Annotated in this window: 17 protein-coding genes; 9 read left to right on the top strand and 8 right to left on the bottom strand. The window is 72.2% G+C overall.

Annotated features, from left to right (window positions below):
* Positions 1-262: 262 nt before the first annotated feature.
* Positions 263-1,684 (top strand): M20 family metallopeptidase, encoded by a 1,422-nt coding sequence (locus ASG32_RS09215; protein ID WP_056524903.1) that lies wholly within the window; start codon positions 263-265, stop codon positions 1,682-1,684.
* A 12-nt stretch (positions 1,685-1,696) separates the two neighbouring features.
* On the opposite strand, the gene phnE (ASG32_RS09210) is transcribed toward ASG32_RS09215, so the two are convergent.
* The 6 genes from phnE (ASG32_RS09210) to ASG32_RS09185 all read right to left on the bottom strand — a co-directional run bounded on the left by phnE (ASG32_RS09210) (position 1,697) and on the right by ASG32_RS09185 (position 7,009).
* A complete protein-coding gene (gene phnE / locus ASG32_RS09210; RefSeq protein WP_020091220.1) occupies positions 1,697-2,512 on the bottom strand; it encodes a phosphonate ABC transporter, permease protein PhnE in 816 nt (271 codons plus the stop codon).
* Positions 2,509-3,330 carry a phosphonate ABC transporter, permease protein PhnE gene (phnE, locus tag ASG32_RS09205; protein ID WP_056524901.1) on the bottom strand — a complete coding sequence of 274 codons (822 nt, stop codon included), beginning with the start codon at positions 3,328-3,330 and terminating at the stop codon, positions 2,509-2,511. The genes phnE (ASG32_RS09210) and phnE (ASG32_RS09205) overlap by 4 nt, the downstream gene beginning before the upstream one ends.
* Positions 3,327-4,121: a phosphonate ABC transporter ATP-binding protein gene (gene phnC / locus ASG32_RS09200; RefSeq protein WP_056524898.1), complete on the bottom strand. Its 795-nt coding sequence runs from the start codon at positions 4,119-4,121 to the stop codon at positions 3,327-3,329. Before phnC ends, phnE (ASG32_RS09205) begins: the two co-directional genes overlap by 4 nt.
* Before the next feature lie 47 nt (positions 4,122-4,168).
* The gene (gene phnD, locus ASG32_RS09195) at positions 4,169-5,191 is read right to left on the bottom strand and encodes a phosphate/phosphite/phosphonate ABC transporter substrate-binding protein (RefSeq protein ID WP_056524895.1); all 1,023 of its coding nucleotides are present in this window, start codon (positions 5,189-5,191) and stop codon (positions 4,169-4,171) included.
* Positions 5,192-5,381: 190 nt separating this feature from the next.
* Positions 5,382-5,894, bottom strand: coding sequence for a cytochrome P460 family protein (locus ASG32_RS09190; protein WP_042671122.1), 513 nt, complete (start codon positions 5,892-5,894; stop codon positions 5,382-5,384).
* Between the two features lie 65 nt (positions 5,895-5,959).
* Positions 5,960-7,009, bottom strand: a complete 1,050-nt coding sequence (locus tag ASG32_RS09185; RefSeq protein WP_056524892.1) for an alpha/beta hydrolase — start codon at positions 7,007-7,009, stop codon at positions 5,960-5,962.
* A 203-nt stretch (positions 7,010-7,212) separates the two neighbouring features.
* On the opposite strand from ASG32_RS09185, the gene ASG32_RS09180 reads away from it, so the two are divergent.
* Positions 7,213-8,790, top strand: a complete 1,578-nt coding sequence (locus tag ASG32_RS09180; RefSeq protein WP_056524890.1) for a winged helix-turn-helix domain-containing tetratricopeptide repeat protein — start codon at positions 7,213-7,215, stop codon at positions 8,788-8,790.
* Between the two features lie 44 nt (positions 8,791-8,834).
* On the opposite strand, the gene ASG32_RS09175 is transcribed toward ASG32_RS09180, so the two are convergent.
* A complete protein-coding gene (locus ASG32_RS09175; protein WP_042671102.1) occupies positions 8,835-9,731 on the bottom strand; it encodes a LysR family transcriptional regulator in 897 nt (298 codons plus the stop codon).
* Between the two features lie 117 nt (positions 9,732-9,848).
* Here ASG32_RS09175 and ASG32_RS09170 point away from each other — a divergent pair, with 117 nt between their 5' ends.
* The 7 genes from ASG32_RS09170 to ASG32_RS09140 all read left to right on the top strand — a co-directional run bounded on the left by ASG32_RS09170 (position 9,849) and on the right by ASG32_RS09140 (position 17,492).
* A complete protein-coding gene (locus ASG32_RS09170) occupies positions 9,849-10,799 on the top strand; it encodes an NrtA/SsuA/CpmA family ABC transporter substrate-binding protein (RefSeq protein ID WP_056524888.1) in 951 nt (316 codons plus the stop codon).
* Entirely contained in the window at positions 10,796-11,656 is an 861-nt protein-coding gene (locus tag ASG32_RS09165) for an ABC transporter permease (protein ID WP_056524886.1), read from the top strand. The genes ASG32_RS09170 and ASG32_RS09165 overlap by 4 nt, the downstream gene beginning before the upstream one ends.
* Positions 11,649-12,431: an ABC transporter ATP-binding protein gene (locus tag ASG32_RS09160; RefSeq protein WP_056524883.1), complete on the top strand. Its 783-nt coding sequence runs from the start codon at positions 11,649-11,651 to the stop codon at positions 12,429-12,431. Before ASG32_RS09165 ends, ASG32_RS09160 begins: the two co-directional genes overlap by 8 nt.
* Entirely contained in the window at positions 12,431-13,345 is a 915-nt protein-coding gene (locus tag ASG32_RS09155; RefSeq protein WP_056524881.1) for a polysaccharide deacetylase family protein, read from the top strand. The genes ASG32_RS09160 and ASG32_RS09155 overlap by 1 nt, the downstream gene beginning before the upstream one ends.
* 15 nt (positions 13,346-13,360) lie before the next feature.
* A complete protein-coding gene (gene atzF, locus ASG32_RS09150) occupies positions 13,361-15,172 on the top strand; it encodes an allophanate hydrolase (RefSeq protein WP_056524878.1) in 1,812 nt (603 codons plus the stop codon).
* A gap of 115 nt (positions 15,173-15,287) precedes the next feature.
* On the top strand, positions 15,288-16,295 hold the full coding sequence (locus ASG32_RS09145) for a dienelactone hydrolase family protein (protein ID WP_056524875.1): 1,008 nt from the start codon (positions 15,288-15,290) through the stop codon (positions 16,293-16,295).
* Positions 16,296-16,991: 696 nt separating this feature from the next.
* Complete coding sequence (locus tag ASG32_RS09140; RefSeq protein WP_244491879.1) at positions 16,992-17,492, top strand: hypothetical protein; 501 nt, start codon at positions 16,992-16,994, stop codon at positions 17,490-17,492.
* 248 nt (positions 17,493-17,740) lie between these two features.
* Here the strand turns inward: ASG32_RS09140 and ASG32_RS09135 are convergent, their stop codons facing one another.
* Entirely contained in the window at positions 17,741-18,253 is a 513-nt protein-coding gene (locus tag ASG32_RS09135) for a hypothetical protein (protein WP_157861926.1), read from the bottom strand.
* Between the last annotated feature and the right edge of the window lie 41 nt (positions 18,254-18,294).

Below are 18,294 nucleotides of genomic sequence, written 5' to 3'. Positions count from 1 at the left end.
AAGGGGCGGGCCAGTGACGGTTCAATCGGAACGTGTCGACGGACGCTTGGTTCGGGCAGGAGCATGGCCTGGGCAGTGCATGCGGTCAGGCAGCAGCGGGGCTCGCGCCGTGTCCGTCCTTGCGAGCGGAGCGAAGCAATCCAGCGGCGCCACGCTTCCCGAGGGCGCGCAACCCTGGGTCGCTTCGCTGCGCTCGCGAAGACGGCGCGGAGCCCGCTATGGTGGCGCGACCTCGATGCGCAGCTTTCCCGGAGTGGACCCGATGGACAACCGCAACGCCGTGTGGCGCCACGTCGACGCGCAGTCGGAACGGCTGATCGCCCTGTCCGAGCGGGTCTGGGGCATGCCGGAGGTCTGCTACACGGAGAGCCGCTCCTGCGCCGAGCACGTCGCCGAACTGCGCCACCAGGGCTTCCGGGTCACCGAGGCAGTCGCCGGCATCCCGACCGCCGTGATGGGCGAGGCCGGGGACGGCGGGCCGGTCATCGCGTTCCTCGGCGAGTACGACGCCCTGCCGGGCCTGTCGCAGGAGGCCGGCGTCGCCGAGCACCGGCCGGTGGAGGCGGGCGGGCACGGCCACGGCTGCGGCCACAACCTCCTCGGCTCGGCGGCTCTGCTCGCCGCCACCGCGCTGAAGGACTGGCTCGCCGAGACCGGGACGCCCGGCCGCGTGCGCTACTACGGCTGCCCGGCGGAGGAAGGCGGCGCCGCCAAGGCCTTCATGGTCCGCGCCGGCGCCTTCGCGGACGCCGACATCGCGATCACCTGGCATCCGGGCAGCTTCTGGGAGGTGGCACCGCCGGTCGCCCTCGCCAACACCCGGGCCGACTTCGTCTTCACCGGCCGCACCGCCCACGCGGCGGCCGCGCCCCATCTCGGGCGCTCGGCGCTCGACGCCGTCGAGCTGATGAGCGTCGGCGTGAACTACATGCGCGAGCACATGCCGTCCGACGCGCGGGTCCACTACGCCTATCTCGACGCCGGCGGCATCGCCCCGAACGTCGTCCAGGCCGGCGCGACGGTGCGCTACTCGATCCGGGCCCGCGACCTGCCCGGCATGCTGGCGCTGGTCGAGCGGGTGAAGAAGATCGCGCAGGGCGCCGCCCTGATGACCGAGACCGCCGTCGAGGTGCGGATCGTCAGCGCGGTGTCGAACCTGCTGGGCAACGATCCCCTGGAGCGGGCGCTGCACGGCGTCATGGAGGAGCTCGGGCCGCCGCATTTCAACGAGGCCGACCGGGACTTCGCCGGCAAGATCCGGGCGACGCTCACCGACGGCGACATCGACGCTGTGTTCCGCGCCGTGGGGATGCCGCGCACCGAGGCGCCGCTCGCCGACTTCCTCGTGCCCCTCGACGCGCCGCGCAACCCGGCGGTGGGGTCCACCGACGTCGGCGACGTCAGCTGGGTGGTGCCGACCGTCCAGGCCCACGCGCCCACGGTGGCCATCGGCACGCCGTTCCACACCTGGCAGGTGGTGGCGCAGGGCAAGACCCCCGCGGCCCACAAGGCGATGGTGCAGGTCGCCAAGGCGATGGCCGCCACCGGGGCCCGGGCGGTGACCGACGCGGCCCTCCGCGACGCCGCCAAGGCGGATCTCGCCCGCCGGGTCGGCGCGGCGGGCTACGTCTCGCCGCTGCCGCCGGAGGTCGAGCCGCCGCTCGGCATGTCGCTGGGGCGCTGACCGGGGCCCGTCTCAGAGCGTCCGGGCGCGGAGCGCCGTCACGACGATCTCGGCCAGGATGACGACGCCGAAGATCGCGGCGAGCACCACGGCAACCTGGTCCCAGTAGAGCAGGTTCAGGGCAGTATCGAGCGCGACGCCGATGCCGCCCGCGCCGACCAGCCCCAGCACGGCGGATTCGCGGATGTTGATGTCCCAGCGGAACAGCGCGATCGACCAGAAGGCTGGCTTCACCTGCGGCCAGTAGCCGAGCAGCAAAGTCGACATCCGGCCGGCACCCGCGGCCTGCAGGGCCTCGATCGAGCCGCGATTGGCCTCCTCCAGCGCCTCGGCGAACAGCTTTCCGGTGAAGCCGACGGAGCGGAGCGCGATCGCCAGGGTCCCGGCCAGCGGACCGGGGCCGAACACCGCCACGAACAGCAGCGCCCAGACCAGGGAGTTCACCGAGCGCGAGGTCACGAACACGAACTTGGCGAAGAGGTTCAGCGCGCGGTTGGGCGTGACGTTGCGGGCCGCCATCAGCCCGATCGGCACCGCGATCGCGATGGCGATCAGGGTGCCGAGCGTCGCGATGTGGAGCGTCTCCACCAGCGCCCGCAGGGTCGGCCCGACATAGCCGGCATCCATCGGCCACATCCGGCCGAACAGGTCGGCCAGCTGGTCGGGGGCGTCGTAGAGGAATTCCGGGATCACCTCGATGGTGCGCAGGCTCGCCACGAAGGCCGCCACCGCGCAGAGCGTGAAGGCGAGCCGCGCCAGCCGCTTCCACAGGGGGAAGCGCTGCCAGCGGCGCGGGTCGGCGGACGCGGGCGCGAGGGCGACGCTCACTGGAACACCTTGCGGGCCCAGCCGGAGACGATCTCGGCCACCATGATCAGGGCGACGATGACGATCAGGATCGCCAGCACCACGTCGAAGTCGAAGCGCTGGTAGGCGGTGAACAGCGTCGCGCCGATGCCGCCGCCGCCGACAATGCCCACCATGGTCGAGTTCCGCAGGTTGGAATCGAGCTGGTAGGTGGCGAACCCGATGAAGCGCGGCAGCACCTGCGGCTGCACGCCCATGATCAGGGTCGACAGGAAGCCGGCGCCGGTCGCCCGCACCGCCTCGACCTGCTTCAGGGAGATCTCCTCGATCGCCTCGGCGAACAGCTTGGCGATGAAGCCCACCGAGGCGACGATCAGCGCCATGACGCCGGCGAGCGCCCCGAACCCGATCGCCTTCACGAACAGGATCGCCACGATGATTGGGTGGAACGACCGGCAGAGCGCGATCAGGATCCGGGTCGGCCACGTCACCCAAGGCGGCATCAGGTTGCGGGCCGCCAGGAATCCGATCGGCAGGGCGACCGCGATGCCGACCACCGTCGCGATCACGGCGATCTGCAGGCTCTCGAGGATGCCCGACTGGATCAGTTCCCAGCGGGAGAAGTTCGGCGGGAACATCCGGGCCAGGAACTGCTGCCCGTGGGCGAGGCCGCCGGCGAAGCGCGAGGGCGAGAAGCCGAGCTGGGTCGCCGCGTAGACCGCGTAGACGGCGAGGAGCGCCCAGCCCGCGCGGGCGGTCCAGTTGGGCCGGAACGCGACGCGGTCGGGGGAAGCGTCGGGGGAGGCGTCGGGGGAGGCCGGGTGGGCGGGCGCGCTCATTCGAGCCAGTTCTCGCCGCCGTAGATGCCGCGCAGGTCGGCCTCGCTCAGCCGGTCCGGCGGCCCGTCATAGACCACGTGCCCGCCCGACATGCCGACGATCCGGGCGGCGAAGCGCTGGGCGAGCGCCACGTTGTGGATGTTGACCACCACCGGCACGCCGCGCTCGGCCGCGAGCCGGGACAGGATCTCCATGATCTCGACGGAGCTCTTCGGGTCGAGGGACGAGGTCGGCTCGTCGGCGAGCACGATCTCGGGCTCCTGCATGATCGCCCGGGCGATGCCGACGCGCTGGCGCTGCCCGCCCGACAGGGCGTCGGCCCGGCGGGTGGCGAAGCCCGACAAGCCGACCGCGTCGAGGAGGTCGAAGGCGCGGGCGATGTCCGCCTCGGGGAAGCGCCGCAGCCACGCGCGCCAGGCCGGCACGTAGCCGAGGCGGCCGCAGAGCAGGTTCTCCATCACCGAGAGGCGCTCGACGAGATTGTACTCCTGGAACACCATCCCGATCCGGCGCCGCGCCCGGCGCAGGGCGGGGCCGGAGAGCCGGGCGAGGTCCTCGCCGCGGAACAGGATCTCCCCCGAGGTCGGCTGGACCAGCCGGTTGATGCAGCGGATCAGGGTGCTCTTGCCGGTGCCGGACGGCCCGATGATCGCCGTGAGCCCGGTGCCGGGCACCACGAGGTCGATGCCCTTCAGGACCGGCTGGCCGGCCCGGTACGCCTTGGTCAGCCCGCGAATCACCAGCGCGCGCGGATCCTCCGCCCGGGGATCGCCCTCGGATCCGGCCGCCACCGCGCGCGCCGCGCTCCTCGCCGTCACGGCCGACGTCAACGCCTGCGTCACGGCTTGGGCGCGCCCGCGGCCTTCTTGCGTGCCGCCTCGGCCTCGCGGGCGGCCTCGCGCTCGTAGGCGACCTTGTTGTACGGCGTGCCCGATTCCTCCGCGACCTTGCGGACGATCGCCCAGTCCTTGAGGTAGGTGATCGGCGCGAACCGGTCGTCGCCCTCGAAATCCTTCACCATGTCGGGCGGGAAGCGGAAGTCGTAGAAGCACTGCTTCAGCTTCTCGGCGAGTTCCGGCTTGAGATCGTGGGCGTAGGCGAAACCCGAGGTCGGGAACTTCTCGCTCGTGTAGATCACCCGGTAATCGTCGCCCTTGATCGTGCCGCGGGCGACCATCCGGTAGAACACGTCGGAGGCCACAGGGGCGGCGTCGTAGTCGCCGGTGCCGACGCCAAGCGCCGACTTGTCGTGGCCGCCCGAGTAGATGAGCTTGTAGTCCTCGCCGGGCTTCAGCCCCTGCTCGGGGAACAGCGCCTTGGGCGCGAGGTTGCCGGAATTCGACGACGGCGCCGTGTGGGCCACGCGCTTGCCCTTGAGGTCGGCCAGCGTCTTGTACGGGCTGCTCGCCTTGACCACGACGATCAGGTTGTAGCCCTCGGCGCCCTTCTCGGTGCCCTTGGCGGCGAACGGGATCGCGCCGGCCATGTTCACCGCGAAGCCGAGAGGTCCGGTCGAGAAGCCCGCCACCGTGAGCCGGCCGGAGCGCATCGCCTCGATCTCGGCGGAGTTCGACTGGACCGGGTAGTAGACGACGCGCTTGCCGGTGCACTGGCTCAGGTAGGTCGTGAACGGCTTGAACGAGTTCTCGTAGACCGCGGGATCCTCCACCGGCGTGTAGGCGAAGACGATGACGCTCGGGTCGCGGGTCTTGGCCGGAACGTCGGCGACGAGATCCTTGTTGGCGTCGCAGTAGGCGTCGTCGAGCTGGCCGCGGTTGGGGCACTCGTCGGCCCTGAGGGGCGAGAGGGAACCGAAGCCGCAGAGCAGCGCCAGGGCTGCGCCGTATCGGGCGATCGTCACGCGCTATCCTCCCTGCGGGGCCGTGCCTCGGGCCGGCGCCGTCATGTCCCGCCCGGTCCGGGCCGAGCTTGAGCCGGCAAAGGTGTAGGCGCCGGCTGACGGGAGACGCAAGGCGCGACAGCGAGCGGACGTTGAGGGAAGCCGCGCGCTGACAGGGGCGTCGTGGCGGCCGTCCGGGCGGCGGCCGGCCTCAGGGCGCGAGCCGCGTGAACACGTAGTCGTGGTCCCGGACATTCGCGCTGTGGCAGGCGAAGCAGGTCTCGTGCTGGGCCGCGTCCGCGGGCTTGCCGTCGACGAAGCGCCCGAACCCCCAGCCCCCCGTCGCCGCGTAGCGCCGCGAATCCTTCACCATGACCTGGACCGTGGTGGCGCCGCCGGGCACGAAGGCCGGGGCGAACTCCGCGGACGGCACCCGCGTCCAGGCACGCTTCACCAGCACCGTCCCGTCCGGGAACGGCAGGGTGCCGGACCGGTAGGCGTCCAGCGCCCGCGCGTTGCCGACCACGGCGCGCAGCTCGTCGAGGGCCCCGGTCTCCTGCGCGACGCCGACGAGCTGCCAGTCGCGGTACCCGTCCGGGACGGTGACGCCGTAGATCGGCGAGGCCGCCGGGGCGGTCCCGGCATCCACGGCGCGCACCGCGGAGCCTCCCAAAATCAGGCCCGCAGCGAGCAGGGCCGGCAGCGCGACAGCCAGGAACCGCATGGCAACCTCCGTCATCGTCTCGGGATGATCGTGTGTCCGGGGATGATCCGGCCGCGCCGGCGCGGTCAGGCCGCGGCCGCGTCGATCACGGCCTGCGCGAAGGCGCGCGGGGCTTCCTGCGGGAGGTTGTGGCCGATCCCGCCGGTGATCAGCCGGTGCGCGTAGCGTCCGGTGAACTTGGCCGCGTAGCTGGCGGGGTCCGGATGCGGGGCGCCGTTCGCGTCGCCCTCCAGGGTGATGGTCGGCACGCCGATCGTGGGCGCCTGCGCGAGGCGGCTCTCCAGCGCGTCGTACCGGCGCTCGCCCTCGGCGAGGCCCATCCGCCAGCGGTAATTGTGGATGACGATACTGACGTGATCCGGGTTGTCGAGGGCCGGGGCGCTCCGCGCGAAGGTGGCGTCGTCGAAGCGCCAGCGCGGCGAGGCGGTCTGCCAGATCAGCTTGGCGAAGTCGGCGCGGTAGGCCTCGTAGCCGGCCCGCCCCCGGCTGGTGGCGAAGTAGAACTGGTACCACCAGGACAGCTCGGCCCGCGGCGGCAGCGGTTTCTTGCCGGCCTCCTGGTTGCCGATCAGGTAGCCGCTGACCGCCACCAGCGCCCGGCACCGCTCCGGCCACAGCGCCGCGACGATGTCGGCCGTCCGCGCGCCCCAGTCGAAGCCGCCCAAGACGGCCTGGGGGATCTTCAGGGCGTCCATCAGGGCGATGACGTCCACCGCGAGTGCCGCCTGCTCGCCGTTCCGGACTGTGTCCGACGCCAGGAAACGGGTGGTGCCGTAGCCGCGCAGGTACGGCACGATCACCCGGTGCCCGGCCGCCGTGAGAACCGGAACGACCTCCGCGAAGGCGTGGATGTCGTAGGGCCAGCCGTGCAGCAGGATGACCGCCGGCCCGTCGGCGGGACCGGCCTCGACGTAGCCGACGTCGAGCACGCCGGCCTCGACCTGCTTCAGGACGCCCGGCACGGCGCCGGGGACCGGGGCGCCGGGGGCCGAGTCGCCCTGCGCCCGCGCGGTCCCGCCAAGGCCGAGCTCGGCGAGGGCGGCGGTGGCTACCGCGCTCTTCAGGAGGCGGCGGCGGCTCCAGGCGGATGTGTCGGGATCGGTCTCGCGGGCCATGGACGGCTCCCTCGTTGGAAAGTCTTCGATGGAGCGAAACCTATCCCGATGTTCGACACCGCGCTTTGAGAGGACCTTGAGGACACCTTCAGAGGCCCATGTTTTATGCCCACCCGAGCCCGTGCTAGAGCGCCCTCCGCCGCGGAGACCGGTTCGGTGAGCAGGGCGCGGAACAAGGACATGGCCCCGCCCAGGAACGCCCCGTGATCTACCGGTTCGGACCCTTCGCCCTCGATTCCGCCCGACGCGAGCTCAGCCGGGACGGCGCCGAGATCGCCGTCGAGCCGCAGGTCTTCGATCTCCTGCGGGTGCTGATCGAGCGGCGCGACCGGGTGGTGAGCCGCGACGACCTGCTGGGGGCGGTCTGGAACGGGCGCATCGTCTCCGAGGCGACCCTCGGCAGCCGGATCAACGCGGCCCGGACGGCGATCGGCGACACCGGAACCGAGCAGCGCTGGATCCGGACGCTCCCGCGCAAGGGCGTGCGCTTCGTCGGCGCCGTGCGGGAGGCCGCATCGGAGGTCTCGCCCGGGATCTCTCCGGAAGACGCGGCGGAGCCGGGCGTCACGTGGCGCACCGGGCCGCGCCTGCCCGCGGTGGCGGTCCTGCCCTTCACCAACATGAGCGCGGATCCGGATCAGGACTACTTTGCCGACGGGATCACCGAGGAGATCATCACGGCGCTGTCCCGCGTCAGCGGCCTGTTCGTGATCGCGCGCAACTCGACCTTCACCTACCGGGGCGCGGCGATCGACGTGCGCCGGGTCGGGCAGGAGCTCGGCGTCGGCTACGTGGTCGCCGGCAGCGTGCGCCGCGGCGGGTCGCGCCTGAGGATCACCGGCCAGCTGGTCGATGCCGGGACCGGCGCCCATCTCTGGGCCGACAGCTTCGACGGCGGGCTCGACGACGTCTTCGCCCTGCAGGAGCGGGTCGCCGCGCGCGCCGCCGCCGCGATCGAGCCCACCCTCCAGCTGGCGGAGATCGGCCGGCTCGGCCGCGACGCGCCGGCCCATCCGGACGCCTACGACCGGCTGCTCCGGGCCAATGCCCGGCTCGCCGACTTCACCGCCGCCGGCATGGCGGCGGCGCTCGATCACCTGGACGAGGCCCTGGCGCTCGACCCGGGCTACGCACCGGCGATGGCCGCCGCGGCCTATTGCCGGGCGCAGTGCCATTTCCAGGGCTGGATCGCGCAGGGCGACGCGGAGCGCGCGGCGGCCGTGCGGCTGGCCTGGGGCGCGGTCGAGCGCGCGCCCGGGGACGCGCAGGTGCTGTGGATGGCGGCCTTCGCGGTCTGGAACATGTCGGAGACCGGGCGGGACCGGGCACGCGACCTGTTCGGCCGCGCGCTGCTCGTCAACCCGAACTCCGCCCTGGCGCTCACCCTCGCGGGCTGGATCGAGACCATGTGCGGCCGCGCGGAGGCGGGACGCGCCATGGTCGAGCGGGCGCTGCAGCTCAACCCGCGGGATCCGCGCGGCTGGCTGATGTCGGGCGTGATGGCGGTCGCGGCGGTCAGCGAGTCCGACTATCCCGAGGCGATCCGGTGGGCCGAGCGGGCGCTGGCGCAGAACCGGCGCTTCGCCGTCGCCCTGCGGGCGCTCGCCGTGGCCCATGTCGGGCTCGGCCAGCCGGAGCGCGCCCGGCAGGCGGTGGCCGAGCTCCTGGCGATCGAGCCCGGATTGACGGTCTCGGGCTTCCTGGCGCGGATCCCCTTCCCGGTCGCCGCCCTGGGGCAGCGATACGCCGCGGCGCTGGCCGAAGCCGGCCTGCCCGCCTGAGCGGGACGCCGGTCAGGCCCCGTCCCGGTGAGGCCTCTTCACGGTCAGGCCCCTTCCCGGTTCAGCCGGACGACCAGCTGATCGGCGAACTTGGCGGCGGCCACCGAGAGCGAGCGCCCGCGCAGCTGCGCCAGGACCAGCGTCATCGGGGTGAGGTCGCGGGTGTCGATCGGCCGGCTGTGCAGGCGCGGGTCCTCCGGGATGCCGCTGGGCACCTGCAGGCTCACCACGTCCTCCCGCAGGGTGAGGTTGCGCAGGAACTCCAGCGAGCCCGACTCCACCACGGGCCGCAGCTCGACGCCCCGCCGGGCCAGCGCATGCTCGATGTGGTGGCGGATGGCGAGCGATCGGTCGGGCAGCGCCAGGGCGTGCGCGAGACAGTCGCGCAGCCGCACCGGCCCGCTCTCCGCCGCCAGCGCGTGGCCTCTGCGCATCAGCGCGCACAGGGTCTGATGGCCGGAATAGAGCGGGTGCAGCTCCGCCGAGGGCGGCGGCTGCAGGATCAGGGCGAGGTCGGCCTCGAATTCCGCCAGGGCTGTCACCGCCTGGGCGTGGTCGCGGACCTGCACGGTGAAGCCGACCTGCGGAAAGCGGGCGCGGTAGGCCTCGACCTCCTCGGGCACCACCTGGGTGACGAAGGCTTGGCTGCAGGCGAGCGCCACGTGCCCCCGCCGCACGCCCGACAGGTCGGCGATCTGCGAGCGGACCCGGTCGAGATCGGCGGCTTGGTCGCGGATGTGCCGGGCGAAGAGCTCGCCGGCCGCGTTGAGCCGCATCCCCTGCGGCAGGCGCTCGAAGATCGGCGTGCCGAGCTCGTACTCGAGATCCTGGATCTGCCGGGTCAGGGCCGAGGGCGTGAGGTTCAAGCGCTCCGCGGCGCGCCGGATCGAGCCGGCGCGGGCGACCTCGGCGACGTAGGTGACGGTGCGCAGGTGCTTCACGCCCGCACCCTGCCCGACCGTTGCCCGAGAGGCAACGGCACGCTCAGAAAATAGCACTTCCTCGCAACAGGTGGTGCCCGTAGCGTCGGCACATCGGGACCCTTCAGGAGCCGTTCGATGATCCGCCGCCGCACCCTCCTGGCCGGTCTCGGGGCCGGCCTCGCCCTCGGACCCCTGGCCCGGGCCCGCGCCCAGGGCGCACCCGTCACGATCCGGATGGGCTCCCTCAAGCTGATCCACTCGATCGCGCCGAGCTTCTACGCGCGCTTCACCCCGCCCGGGGTGAATGTGGAGGTTGTGCCCTTCGAGAGCCCGACCGAGTGCAAGAACGCCGTGGTCACCAAGTCGGTGGATTTCGGCACCTTCGGGATCGCCGCCGCGACGCTGGGCGCCGCCGCCGGCGAGCCGCTCGTGGTCATCGCCTCCACCTGCAACCGCGGGATGGCGGTGATCGCCAAGAAGGGCTCCGACATCCACGCCATCAAGGACCTGCGCGGCAAGCGCGTCGCGATCTGGCCCGGCAGCACCCAGGAGGTCTTCGTCCTGGAGCGGATGCGCATGGAGGGGCTCTCGGTGAAGGACATCACCCCCGTGCGCGTCTCCTTCTCGGAGATGCACATCGCCCTCGCCCGCGGCGACGTCGACGCCTATGTCGGCGCCGAGCCGGGCCCCGGCGTCAGCCTCGCCTCGGGCGTCGGCCAGCTCGTCGAGTACCCCTACGGCACCGAGATGGGCGCGCTGAACATGGTGTTCGGCGCCCACCGCGACACGCTGGCCGAGCGGCCGGACCTCGTCCGGACCATGCTGGATATCCACCGCAAGGCGACGGACTTCGCGGCCGGCGACCGCGACGCGATGATCGCCATGGCGGTGGCGAAGCTCGGCCAGAAGCGCGAGGCGCTCGAGCTCTCGGCCCCGAACGTCGAGCTGACCTGGCGCCTCGGGCCGAACGAGATCCGGCAGGCCGATGCCTACGCGCAGCACATGCTCGCGCTCAAGCAGATCAAGCGGCTGCCGGAGCCCGGCTTCATCGACACCCGCTTCGTCGACGCGCTGGGGCGGGCGTGAGCACCGGGATCGAGGCCGGCGCCCTGCCGGCGGCGGTGACGCCGGCGCCCTCCCGCCGGGCCGGATCCGGGCCCGGGCTCGCCCACCTGCGCCGGCTGGCGCTCGCCTGCGTGGTGCCGGCCGCGCTCGTCGCGGTCTGGCAGGTCACCACCGCGGGCCGGCCCTACAGCCTGATCCCGCCCCCCGCGGAGGTCTGGGCCGAGATGCGGGATCTCGCGGTCGGCGGCGTCAACGACGACGCGTTCAGCGGCACGCTCTGGACCCATCTCGCGGCGTCGCTGAGCCGGGTCTACGGCGGCTTCGCGCTGGCGGCCGCCGCCGCCCTGCCGCTCGGCCTGCTGATCGGCCGCGTGCCCCTGATCCGGGCGCTGCTCGATCCCGTCCTGCAGGTGCTGCGGCCGGTTCCGGTCACCGCGTGGCTGCCCTTGGCGATGATCCTGTTCGGCCTCGGGCCGCGCTCGGCCTTCTTCCTCGTGTTCCTCGGGGCGTTCTACCCGATCCTGGTCAACACCGTGTTCGGGGTCCGCTCCGTTGAGCCGCGCCTGTTCGAGGCGGCAGCGATGCTGGGCTGCACCGGGCCGGCCCAGCTCGTCCGCGTGGTGCTGCCGGCGGCGCTGCCGTCGATCTTCACCGGCCTGCGGCTGGGGCTGGGCTTCGCCTGGGTGGTGATCGTGGTCGGCGAGATGACCGGCGTCCAGACCGGCCTCGGGGCGATCATCATGGAGGCGCGCCAGCTCTCGCGCACCGAGATCGTGATCTGCGGCATGGCGGTGATCGGGGTCGCGGGCTTCGTCTCCGACTGGCTGGTCATGCAGCTCGGCCGCCGGCTGCTCGCCTGGAGCCCCAATCATGGCTGATCCGACGATCCCGATCCTCGACATGCGGGCGGTCTCCAAGACCTACGCGGCGGGCGGCCGCCGGACCGAGGCCCTGCGCGAGGCGAACCTCACGGTGTCCCGCGGCGAATTCGTCTGCCTGCTCGGCGCCTCGGGCTGCGGGAAGTCGACGCTGCTGCGGGTCGCCGCCGGGTTCGAGGCCCCGACCGCCGGGCAGGCCCTGATGTGGGGCAAGCCGATCGCCGGGCCGGGGCCGAGCCGCGGCATGGTCTTCCAGGATTACGGCCTGTTCCCGTGGCTCACGGTGCGGGACAATATCGGCTTCGGCCCGAAGGCCCGCGGGCGGCCCGCCGCCGAGGTGCGCGACACCGCCGAGCGCTACATCGCCCTGGTCGGCCTCCAGGCCTTCGCCGACGCTTACCCGCACCAGCTCTCGGGCGGGATGAAGCAGCGGGTCGCCATCGCCCGGGTGCTCGCCAACGAGGCCGAGGTGGTGCTGATGGACGAGCCCTTCGGGGCGCTCGACGCCATGACCCGCGAGCGACTGCAGGACGAGCTGCTCGACCTGTGGTCGCGGACGGGGCTGACGATCCTGTTCGTCACCCACGCCATCGAGGAGGCGATCTTCCTCGCGGACCGCATCGTGATGATGTCGCCCGGCCCCGGCCGGATCGAGGCGATCCACCCGGTCGAGCTGCCGCGGCGGCGCGACGTGTCGAGCCCGGCCTTCAACGACCTGCGCCGGATTCTCGCGGCCCAGCTCCACAGCCACCACGCCCCGCGGGCCGCCGCCTGATGGACACCGCGCCCGACGATCCCCGCCGGCCCGAGAATCGCCTCGCCTACCGCGCCGCCGTGGACCGGCCGCGCCTCACCTTGCCGGGCGGTAAGCACGTGGCGGTCTGGCCGGTGGTCAACGTCGAGCACTGGCTGATCGACAACCCGATGCCGCGCCAGATCCTGGTGCCGCCGACCGCCGCGAGCCTGCTCCCGGATATCCCCAACTGGGCGTGGCACGAGTACGGGATGCGGGTCGGCTTCTGGCGCTTCCTCGAGGCCTTCGCCAGCCGCGGAATCCGCCCGACGCTTTCGATCAACGGCTCGGTCTGCACGGCCTATCCCCGCGTGGCCGAGGCCGCCCACGCGGCCGGCTGGGAGTTCATGGCCCACGGCTTCCACCAGGTCCCGACGCACCGGATCCCGGACCAGCCGGCGATGATCGCCCGCACCGTCGCGGCGATCACCGCGACCACGGGGCGCCCGCCGCGCGGCTGGCTCGGGCCGGGCCTCACCGAGACCCTGGACACGCCCGACCACCTGCACGCGGCCGGCCTCGAGTACGTCGGCGACTTCGTGGCCGACGACCGCCCCTGCCGGGTGGCGACGCGCACGGGCGACCTCGTCGCCCTCCCCTACTCGGTCGAGCTCAACGACATCCCGCTTCTGGCCATCCAGCACCACCGGGCCGACGAGTTCGTGGAGCGGGCGCTCGCCCATCTCGACCGGCTCGCCGCCGAGGCCGCCGGCCCCGGCTCCCTCGGCGGGGCCAAGGTGATGGGCTTCGCGATCCACCCCTACATCACCGGCGTGCCGCACCGGATCGGCCTGCTGGAGCGGCTGCTCGACGCCGTCCTGGCCCGCGACGACGCGGTGTTCATGCAGGGGGTCGAGATCCTCGACTGGTACCGCGCCACCGGCGACGAATCCTGAGCCTCGCTGCGAGGAATGACCGTGCCCCCCTTCCCGACCATCCCGCTCCTGCACGCGGCCTACGCCGAAGGCCTCGACCCGCGCGCCGTCGTGGCCGAGGCCTACCGGCGGCTCGCCGCGGTGGACGATCCCGGCATCTTCCTCGCGCTCGTCCCGGAGGCGGATGCTCGCGAAGCCGCGGCGGCGCTCCCGCCCTTCGACCCCGCGGCGATGCCGCTCTGGGGCGTGCCCTTCGCCGTCAAGGACAACATCGACGTCGCCGGGCTGCCGACCACTGCCGCCTGCCCGGACTTCGCCCATACCCCCGCCGAGACCGCGCCCGCGGTGGCGCGTCTCCTCGCGGCCGGCGCGATCCTGATCGGCAAGACCAACCTCGACCAGTTCGCCACCGGGCTCGTCGGCCTGCGCACCCCCTACCCGGCCCCGCGCAACGCGATCGATCCGGCCTACGTGCCCGGCGGGTCCAGCAGCGGCTCGGCCGTGGCGGTGGCCCATGGGATCGTCGCCTTCGCGCTCGGCACCGACACGGCGGGGTCGGGCCGGGTGCCGGCGGCGCTCAACAACGTCGTCGGGCTGAAGCCCTCCCTCGGGGCGATCTCCAGCCGCGGGATGCTGCCGGCCTGCCGGACCCTCGACACGCTCTCGGTCTTCGCCGGCACCGTGGCCGACGCCGACGCGGCCTTCCGGGTCATGCTGGGTCCGGATGCCGCCGATCCCTGGTCGCGGGCCCTGCCGGTGCCGGCCGCCCCCGCCGCCCTCCCGCCGGGCCTGCGCCTCGGGCTCCCGGACGCGGCGAACCTCCGCTTCGGCGGCGACGGGCTCTCGGAGGCGGCCTTCGCGGCGACGGTCGCCGATCTCGAAGCCCTCGCCGGGGCGGCGGCGCCGGTCGATCTCGCGCCGATGTTCGCCGTCGCGGCCCTGCTCTACGACGGCCCGTGGGTCGCCGAGCGCTACGCGGCGATCCGCCCGGTGATGGAGACGCGCCCCGACATCCTCCACCCGACGACGCGGGCGGTCATCGCCTCCGCCGAGCGCCACAGCGCGGCCGACGCCTTCGCGGGCCTCTACCGCCTCGCGGCGCTGCGCCGGGCCGCGGACGCGGTCTGGGACCGGATCGACGTCCTCGCCGTGCCGACCTACCCGCGGCCGCAGACCTGCGCGGCGGTCGCGGCCGACCCGATCGGGCCGAACAGCGAGCTCGGCACCTACACCAACTTCGTCAACTTGCTGGACTGGTGCGCCCTGGCGGTGCCGGGCCGGCCCCGCGCCGACGGCTTCCCCGCCGGGATCACCCTGCTGGCGCCGCGCGGCTCGGACGGGCTCCTCGCCGCCCTCGGGGCACGCCTGCACGCGGCCTCGGCGCCGCGGATCGGCGCGGGCACGATGCCGGTGACGGTCGTGGAGCCGGGGCCGGCCGCGGCCGGACCGGACGCGATCGAGCTGGCGGTCGTCGGGGCGCATCTCTCAGGATTGCCGCTGAACCGCGAGCTGGCCGGCTGCGGCGGGCGCTTCCTGCGCGCCGTGCCGACAGCCCGGGACTATCGCCTCTACGCCCTGCCGGGCGGCCCGCCGCAGCGCCCGGGGCTGCTCCGGGTGGCGGCCGGGGACGGCGCCCCCATCGAAACCGAGGTGTGGGCCCTGCCGCCCGCCGCGTTCGGACGCTTCGTCGGCGCCATCCCGGCACCGCTCGGCATCGGCACGCTGCGGCTCGCCGACGGCACGGCGCCCAAGGGCTTCCTGGTCGAGCAAGCCGGCCTCGACGGGGCGGCCGACATCACGCGCTTCGGCGGCTGGCGCGCCTACCTGGCCGACCGCGCGGCCGCGTAGCCCTCGCCCCCGGGGCCTGACATCGGGCAGCGAGAGGAAACCGGTTCCGGTCCATCCCGCGGCGACAGGCCGCCCGCGCCGCTGCTAGGCTGCCGCCCGGTGGCGGAGCGTTCCGATGCGGCGATCGATCCTGTTCCTGGCGGCCTGTCTGCTGGCCGGCATCACGCCGGCGGCCTCCGCCGGGCCCGCAGCGGACGGCGTCGCCGATCTCGGCAGCTACGCCGCCCGCGTGGAGGTTCACCCGTTCGAGAGCCTGACGCTGACCGACCGGCAGTTCCTCACCGGCACGTCCGAGGGAGCGAAGCCGGTCACGGTCGCGGGGATCCTGCGCATCGCCAAGGCGGGGACCGAGCGCCTGCCGACCGTGATCCTGATGCACGGCTCCGGGGGTCTGGGCGGCAACATCGAGTTCTGGCAGCGGGCGCTGGCGGCGCGCGGGATCTCGACCTTCGCGATCGACGGCTTCACCGGGCGCGGCCTGACCAGCGTCAACACCGACCAGAGCCTCCTGGCGCGCACGAACCTGATCCTCGACATCTACCGGGCGCTGGGCGTGCTGGCGAAGCATCCGCGGGTCGACCCGGCGCGGATCGCCGTGATGGGCTTCTCGCGCGGCGGGCAGGCCGCGCTCTATGCCAGCCTCAAGCGCTTCGACGCGGCCTGGAACCGCTCCGGCGTGATCCCCGCGCTCTACCTGCCGGTCTACCCGGACTGCTCCATCCGCTTCCGGGACGACACGGCCGTGGCGGATCGGCCGATCCGGATCTTCGGTGGCGGCGGCGACGACTACAATCCCGCCGCCACCTGCGCGGCCTACGCGGAGCGGCTGAGGGCGGCCGGCGCCGATGTCGACCTGACCGTCTTTCCAGGAGCGCAGCACGTCTTCGACAACCCGGCCGGGCCGACCCAGCCCGTGGTCGCCCGGGGCGCGCAGACCGTCCGCGCCTGCGCGATAAGCGAGGCGGCGGACGGCGCCCTCGTGGCGGGCCCGGACGCCACGCCGTTCACCTACGCGGACCCGTGTGTGCAGCGCGACCCGCATATCGGCTCCGACGCCGCCGCCCGCGCCGGGATCCTGGCGCGTGTCTCGCACGCGCTGGACGCCGCGTTCCGGGGACGGTGACCGACGGAGCGCGGTGCGGATCTGCGCGGCCCCTGCCTGCCCGCCGCGCGCTCGTGCGGCGGCCGACTCGGTCAATTGACGTCGTCGGCTTGCCCCGCACCGCCCGGGCCGCCCCCAACCTGCGTGTCGCGTGGCGTCCTACCTGCAGGCAGCGTCATGAATGCTCACAGATCGAACGTGCTCGGCCGAACTGTGGCGATCTCGTGCCCAACTGGGCCAGTAGGCGCAGCCTCTTCGACGGCGAGGACGATCTATCGGGGCTCTCTTTAACTGCCCGGAGACCCGCGACCCCGCTCTCGCGGGCACGGACACCTTCCGACCCGAACACCGCAACCAACTTCGCATGAAGGACAGGGACAACCGAGAGCGTAGCTGTGAGCTTCAATCGACAAATCTACTGCGTTAGATACATCATCGAAATTCGATTTGTCTTAGATGCACGGAAATCGGAGCTGTTCATATCAGGGCCGAAAATCACTTGTCGCGAGACGGAGCCCATCGCCGGGATCCGTCGGCAAGAATGGCCACTGAGCCCCTATACTACTTTTGGTCATTGCGTACTTCGGAGATTGCTGTAGCCAGTTTATAGGGGTTGGACTCACCCCGCCCAACACTGGTATGTCATGTGCAAGCTTGGCTAGAATGGCCCGGCGCAGCGCGAGGGCGACCATGGCTTTCAGACGAATCGGAACGCTCGTGGCGGTGCTCACTCTAGGCGCGTGCTCCCACGCGCCGCTGATGCCGACTGCCTACAGCGCCTTGCCGCCCCCGACCGCGATGCCTGCGGCAACCGCGTCGACGGGCCCGCTCGTGGGCGCCGCGGCACCGCGTGCTGAGCCCGATATCGATCCGCTCCCCGTCGTCATTCCCGGCACTCTGAAGCTCACGGACGCGCAGATCGGCCAGAGCGGTGTGAACCCTCTGGCGGTTCTCGATTCCTCGATGCGCAACCGCATGAGCTGGAAGAGTCTCCGTCCGGAGAATTTGACGAAGCCGCCGATCTATTCCGGCCTGTCCCGCATGTCGAACGGTGCCGGCGTCGGAGAAGCCTCGGCCACACAGAAAGACAACATTCCCGGCTTCGATAAGGATCTCGCCACCAAGAGGATCATGTCGGAGTACAATCGCGAAGCGGCGATGGCGGCGCTCCTGAAGGGCGGACACGGCGCCGCGAAGAGCGTATGCTCAGGATGCTGACGTCGCTCTTCGACGCGGCTCGAGAGTGAACGGCGAGTTCTCTGTATCGACCGGCACGCCTCGGTGCGTTCTCACCCGCCACGCCGGTCCCGACTACGGCCCCCAAGCCGGCGAAGCGGCCATCGCTTTCGCCGTGCGCTCCGTCAGCCGACGCCGCGCAGAAGTCCGTTCGCGGACTCCTTCCGGGGAGGATCCCGACGATGCGCCGCACCCATCCTCTCCGCCTTCTTCACACCTGCGGCCAAGCGTCAGTAGCGCGGCGAAAAATTCATCCCCGTCACGACGGTGAAGACCGGTGGCGTGCGGTCAGCAAGCTCGATGCGTGCCGGATCCTGCGAGCGCTCTGTCTGAACTGAGGGACAGAAGACGGTGGAGGGCACCTCGACCGTCGGTGAGAGCACCCGCTCCAGAGGAGTCGGCCTGGTCATCGCGGGCTTCGGGTCCAGCCAAGTTCCGGGCACCACCTGCTGCCCACAATTGCTGACAACCGCTTCATGTATCGTCCCATCGATTGCGGCGGAAACCACACAATTGGCGGGATGGTACACCAACTCGTACTGAAACTTCCTATTCTCGTCGGATTCGGTTTCGAACCGTTTGTCCAAAATCACGGCCGTGTGCGGGCGATCGGTCGTCCCGACAACATAGAGGCGACCGGTGGCGATGGCAGCGACCGTGATATCGGAGGCCGCCGATGCGGGCATGCTGAAGACAAGCGCCAGCACTCCGGAGAGCGTCGCAGTCGAAACCAAGCCGCGCATCCTGCCCTCACCCTCACCCGCAACCTGTTCAGACCCGGCTC

Origin of the sequence: Methylobacterium sp. Leaf361 (genome assembly GCF_001424445.1) — a bacterium.
Classification (GTDB): Bacteria; Pseudomonadota; Alphaproteobacteria; order Rhizobiales; family Beijerinckiaceae; genus Methylobacterium.
This window is presented reverse-complemented; position numbering and strand designations above follow the sequence as displayed.